The organism is Pseudomonas sp. GXM4 (assembly GCF_008923895.1).
GTDB lineage: Bacteria > Pseudomonadota > Gammaproteobacteria > Pseudomonadales > Pseudomonadaceae > Aquipseudomonas > Aquipseudomonas atacamensis.
Genome location: NZ_WBRZ01000346.1, coordinates 1 through 4,868 on the forward strand (window position 1 = coordinate 1; position 4,868 = coordinate 4,868).

6 protein-coding genes are annotated in these 4,868 nt (G+C 59.6%); 1 reads left to right on the forward strand and 5 read right to left on the reverse strand.

Features of this window, described 5'->3' with window-relative positions:
• Nucleotides 1-135 precede the first annotated feature (135 nt).
• The 5 genes from F8N49_RS25530 to colR form a co-directional block, all read right to left on the reverse strand.
• Entirely contained in the window at nt 136-363 is a 228-nt protein-coding gene (locus F8N49_RS25530; protein ID WP_016773424.1) for a hypothetical protein, read from the reverse strand.
• Nucleotides 364-365: 2 nt separating this feature from the next.
• A complete protein-coding gene (locus F8N49_RS25535) occupies nt 366-1,082 on the reverse strand; it encodes a lipopolysaccharide kinase InaA family protein (protein ID WP_071173422.1) in 717 nt (238 codons plus the stop codon).
• A gap of 3 nt (nt 1,083-1,085) precedes the next feature.
• Nucleotides 1,086-1,754, reverse strand: a complete 669-nt coding sequence (locus tag F8N49_RS25540) for a class I SAM-dependent methyltransferase (RefSeq protein ID WP_071173442.1) — start codon at nt 1,752-1,754, stop codon at nt 1,086-1,088.
• Nucleotides 1,755-1,903: 149 nt separating this feature from the next.
• Complete coding sequence (locus F8N49_RS25545; protein WP_122746732.1) at nt 1,904-3,187, reverse strand: HAMP domain-containing sensor histidine kinase; 1,284 nt, start codon at nt 3,185-3,187, stop codon at nt 1,904-1,906.
• Entirely contained in the window at nt 3,177-3,860 is a 684-nt protein-coding gene (colR, locus tag F8N49_RS25550; RefSeq protein ID WP_016773421.1) for a two-component system response regulator ColR, read from the reverse strand. The genes F8N49_RS25545 and colR overlap by 11 nt, the downstream gene beginning before the upstream one ends.
• Before the next feature lie 209 nt (nt 3,861-4,069).
• Here colR and F8N49_RS25555 point away from each other — a divergent pair, with 209 nt between their 5' ends.
• Complete coding sequence (locus F8N49_RS25555; protein WP_122752242.1) at nt 4,070-4,813, forward strand: phosphatase PAP2 family protein; 744 nt, start codon at nt 4,070-4,072, stop codon at nt 4,811-4,813.
• The last annotated feature ends 55 nt before the right edge of the window (nt 4,814-4,868 follow it).

Sequence of the window (4,868 nt, forward strand, 5' to 3'; positions counted from 1 at the left end):
GAGGCGTTCCTACGCAGAGCGTAGGAACGATCAAGCAAGATCAAAAGGTCGCAGCCTTCGGCAGCTCCTACACAATCCGTATCCCAAATAAAAGGCCTCGCAATTGCGAGGCCTTTTATTTGGGCTTCAATCGTTTCAACTGGCTGGCCTCATTCCCTGAGACAGTCCGAACATGAACAACAGCAAATCATGATCGGGCTGGGTCGCCACGGAGGCTTTCGCCACCCGAGGAACCGAACAATGAGCGTCGTTCCCGGACGCTCCTATGACCTGCATGCGCGGCTGCTCCCAGGCAGCCACCGCCAGTGAAGCAACTGCCAAGGCCCCGACCAGGAACAAACCTCGTGCAATTTCGAGTTTCATCGCTATAAACCTTTGATAGCGCTGCCAAACGCCGTCTCATAAAAGTAGACGAGTTTTTTCCAGTCGGCATCGCGGAACGACGAATGGCGACGCAGTTGCTTCATGTCATGCTGCGCGGCGCGATAGGGGGTCAGACGCTGGCGGCACTTCTCCAGATCGATCAAAGCCACTTCAACCTGCGCCGCTTCGCCTTCACCGATGACGCGCACGAAAACGTGTTTGATGTAGATGCAGCTGTGCTGCCAGCGCCCCTTGTGCATGCGCGCCAGGTTTTCGGCGAGGTCCTTGAGGACTTTCTCGTAAACCACGTCGCCACATTGATCGCGACCACCGGCGGCAGCCAGCCACTGTTCCAGTTCCTGGAAACCGTCGAGGGATTTGGTGACAAGCAGGGCGCGCCACTTGTGTTGCGGATCCGGTTGCGCGCCGCAAAAGACGATTTGTGGTACGCGCACGCCGAGTTTGCTCACGCCGGTCAGCGCATCGAGTTCGCGCAATACGGTCGGGCGACCGAAGGGGTGCAACCAGCTGCGATAGATGTGCCCGGTCTGGCGTTTGGCGTACAGCAACTGGCCGTCACGGCCGACGATGCGCTGCACACCACTTTCACCACCGCGGCGCACGTTGGGCTCTTCAACCCAATCGCCACGCTGGGCCCAGTAATAATCGAAACCATCCTGTGGAGCGATATTCGCTTCAACCGCTGCTTGCACTGTCATCCTCTACCTCTTGCGTAATACGTAAACCCGCCACATCGCATAGAGCGGTATAAAGTCCAGTTGTTCCTGAATGCGGAAACCCGCCTGTTCAAATTCTTTTTCGATCGTCGCCGCCGGAATCAGAAAGCGGTTCTGGTAATCACGATTCGGCCGGTCAAGCTCGGCGCGCTTGCGCTTCCACGCCTTGAAGTTGCCATCGACCCACAATGAAACAATCACGCTGTCACGGGTTACCCGCTCGAATTCACGCAGGATCACCTTGCGGTGCTCGGCTTCACCGATGTGGTGAAGAAGGCGCATGCAGAAGATGCTGTCGACCGCGTTATCCGGCAAAGCAATATCGAACGCCGAGGTGTGCAGCGGTTGTACACGCTTGACCACATCGGCTGGCTGCCCTTGCAGCGCGGTGTTGATCATCGACTCGGAATTGTCCGCACCGATGATTACCCGGTTGGGTTTCTCCGCGAGCATTGGCCAGAAGCGTCCGGCACCGCAGGGCAGATCCAGCACCAGACCGGGATCCCCCGCCAGCGCCAGAGCCTTGCGACCCAATTGCTCGTCGCGCCAGTGCGACAGGCGGCGGCCAAGGCTTTCCTTGTGCTTGCGCAGGTAACGTTGTGCGTGTTGGTCGTCGTACTTTTCGGAAAAATCGAGCTTGATCGGGTCGGCCATCATCTGGACTCCTATTCTGATGACACCACCTTAAGCAGCGGTGTGTCAGCGTCAGGTCATCCAATTGTGAAAATTCTGTCAGGTAAATCTGCAAAGTATTACAACGTTATACAGGATTTAGACAGGTGGGCGGGAGTAGCCTCGAGCCACTATTTGACTGTATTCACGCCAAGATCTACCTCGAATCGGCAGCCATTGGGGTCCATCGTGCTCAGGCTGACCGTCCAGCCCTGGTTTTCGCAGATGCGTTGGACCAGCGACAGGCCCAGGCCTAGACCCTCGCCACGTTTCTCGCTACCGCGCACAAACGGCTCGAACATCGCCTCGCGTTTTTCCTCGGGAATACCTACCCCCGAGTCCTCGACGACAAAACCGTTGGCAGTGAGGGTCAGGCGAATGAAGCCCTCTTCCGTGTAATGCAGTGCGTTACGCAGCAAGTTGCCCATCACTGCATTGAGCAAGGTCGCGTTGTAACGAGTGTCCGGTGGATTGCCCGGCTCGAACATCAGCGTCAGGCCCTTGCGCTCGATCGGTTCGCGCCACAGGCACAGCAGGCTTTCGGCTACTTGCGTGAGGTTTTGCTGCGGCGCGGCGCCGGCCTCTTCGTTCTGTGCGCGCGCCAGCATCAGGAAGGTCTGCACCAGCTCGCGCATCTCCTCGCTGGCCCGGGCAATACGCTCGACCTGAGCGCGACCGCGCTGATCGATACCGGGGTTTTCCAGCAGCAGTTCGCAGGAACTGGCGAGGACCATCAGCGGCGTGCGCAATTCGTGGCTGACGTCGCTGGTGAACAAACGCTCGCGGTTCAGCGCCTGACGCAAGCGCCCCAGCGTGGCATCGAACGCCACCGCCAGTTCACCGACTTCATCCGCTGCATAATCCGGCGCCAGGGGTGGCGCCAGCCCGAGCAACTGGTCGCGATGCCGAACCTGCCGCGCCAGGCGCACCACCGGCGCCATCACCTTGCGCGCGAGCACCCAGCCCAGGAACACCGCCAGCGCCAGACTAAGCACGAAGCCCACCAGCACCACGGCAAACAGCACGCGCTCGCGCTCTTCGAAATCACTTTGATCCTGCAGCAAAACATAACGCCGACCATCCACCACTTCGACCATGGCGTGATAGGACAGCTGCTCGCGAAAGACCTCGTGGAAACCGGCATCGAGGTGACGCAGATCCTTGGGCAGGTCGAAATCCCCCGGCCCGCCACTGAAATAGAACAACTGATCCGGCTCGGGGCGATGGCTCCAGTCGGAGACGTTGTCCATCAGCAGCAAACGTTGCAGGTCGCCGCCCAGCCCTGCGGAAATCAGTTTCTCTTCCACCAGGTGCACCGTCGCAACGATGCCCATGGCGAAAGCGCCGGCGACCAGTGCGCTCATCAGCGCAAAGGCGATGATGATCCGCTGGGAAAGACTCTGCTTAAACTCCATCTCGCCCCTCGGCCAAGCGATAACCGACACCGTGCACGGTGTGCAGCAGTGGCTTGGCGAATGGCTTGTCGATCACCTGGCGCAATTGGTGAACATGGCTGCGCAGGCTGTCGCTGTCGGGGCAGTCATCGCCCCACAGCGCTTCCTCGAGAATCTCCCGACGCAGCACGTGCGGACTCTTCTGCATCAACACCGCGAGCAGCTTGAGACCGACCGGGTTGAGCTTGAGCAGCTTGCCTTCGCGGGTCACTTCCAGGGTGTCGAGGTCGTAGCTCAGATCACCGACCTGCAATGCGCGGCGACCGCCGCCCTGCGCACGACGCATGACCGCTTCGACGCGGGCGGCCAGTTCGGACAGCGCGAACGGTTTGATCAGGTAATCGTCGGCGCCGGACTTGAAGCCCTGCAGACGGTCGTCGAGTTGGTCGCGGGCGGTCAGCATGATCACCGGCGTATCGCGCCGGGCATCTTCGCGCAGGCGTTTGCACAAGGTGTAGCCGTCGATGCCGGGCAGCATGATGTCGAGCACGATCAGGTCGTAATGCTCGGTCGCCGCCAGATGCAGACCGGACAAGCCGTCTTGTGCGCAATCGACGGTATAGCCTTTCATGCCCAGGTAATCGGCCAGATTGGCCAGGATGTCACGGTTGTCTTCGACCAGCAGAATTCGCATGGACATCTCCTCCGAACGGGGTAACGGCCGTCTTGGCCCGCGCAGCTTACGGCCAAGTGTGGCTCAGGGCTAGGGGCGTTTTTCGATAAACCCGCGCTGCGCGCGCTGCGACGTTTTTTTCACTTTCGGTTAACAAATCGCCGACGCCAGCGCGCGCAGACTCCGCGCGATTACGCTCTCTCCTCCGTTCATCGACCAAGGAACCTGCCATGGTGTCGACCTCTGCCCTTCCCGCTTCAAGACCGCTGAACTGGTGGTTGTGTCTGGGCATTCCCGCAGCGGCGGCGATCATTCTGCTGTTGCTCGAACTGACCGATCTGGACATGGTTCTGGCGCAAATGTTCTACGACCCGGTCGCCGGGGATTTCATCGGACGGCACAGCTTTTTTCTTGAAGACATCCTGCATGACCGGGCGAAACAGCTGGTGATCGGCTTCTCGGTGTTTGCCATTCTGGGTTTCATCGGCGCGTTTTTCATCGAACGGCTGAAACCGTTCAAGCGTGAATTGGGCTGTCTGGTGCTGTCGCTGGGGCTGGCGACTTCGTTTGTCACGCCGGTCAAAGCCGTCACCGCCGTGCAGTGCCCATGGAGCCTGGAGCAATTCGGCGGTCACGAGACCTACAGCAAACTGATGGAGCATCGCCCCGCCACTGACAAGCCGGGACGTTGCTGGCCGGGTGGCCATGCGGCAACCGGGTTTACCTTGTTTGCGTTGTTCTTCGTGTTGCGCGACCGCCGCCCGCGACTGGCGCGGCAGGCGTTTGTGTTCGCCTTTGCGCTGGGTTCGGTGTTCTCGATCAGCCGCATGATGCAGGGCGCGCACTTCTTTTCGCACAACGTGTGGACGGCGATTTTTTGCTGGCTGATTTGTCTGGGGGCTTATTACTGGGTGCTGTATCGCCCAGCGATGAGGGCGGATGCCAGCATCCTGGCACCACCAATCAACGCCTGAAATACAGATCCAATTGTGGGAGCGAGCTTGCTCGCGAATGCGGTATGTCATCCAA

Bases quoted from the DNA above. Each gene is read 5' to 3' on its own strand.
- F8N49_RS25530 (WP_016773424.1), bottom strand. From the start codon at position 363: ATGAAACTCGAAATTGCACGAGGTTTGTTCCTGGTCGGGGCCTTGGCA.
- F8N49_RS25535 (WP_071173422.1), bottom strand. From the start codon at position 1,082: ATGACAGTGCAAGCAGCGGTTGAAGCGAATATCGCTCCACAGGATGGT.
- F8N49_RS25540 (WP_071173442.1), bottom strand. From the start codon at position 1,754: ATGGCCGACCCGATCAAGCTCGATTTTTCCGAAAAGTACGACGACCAA.
- F8N49_RS25545 (WP_122746732.1), bottom strand. From the start codon at position 3,187: ATGGAGTTTAAGCAGAGTCTTTCCCAGCGGATCATCATCGCCTTTGCG.
- colR (WP_016773421.1), bottom strand. From the start codon at position 3,860: ATGCGAATTCTGCTGGTCGAAGACAACCGTGACATCCTGGCCAATCTG.
- F8N49_RS25555 (WP_122752242.1), top strand. From the start codon at position 4,070: ATGGTGTCGACCTCTGCCCTTCCCGCTTCAAGACCGCTGAACTGGTGG.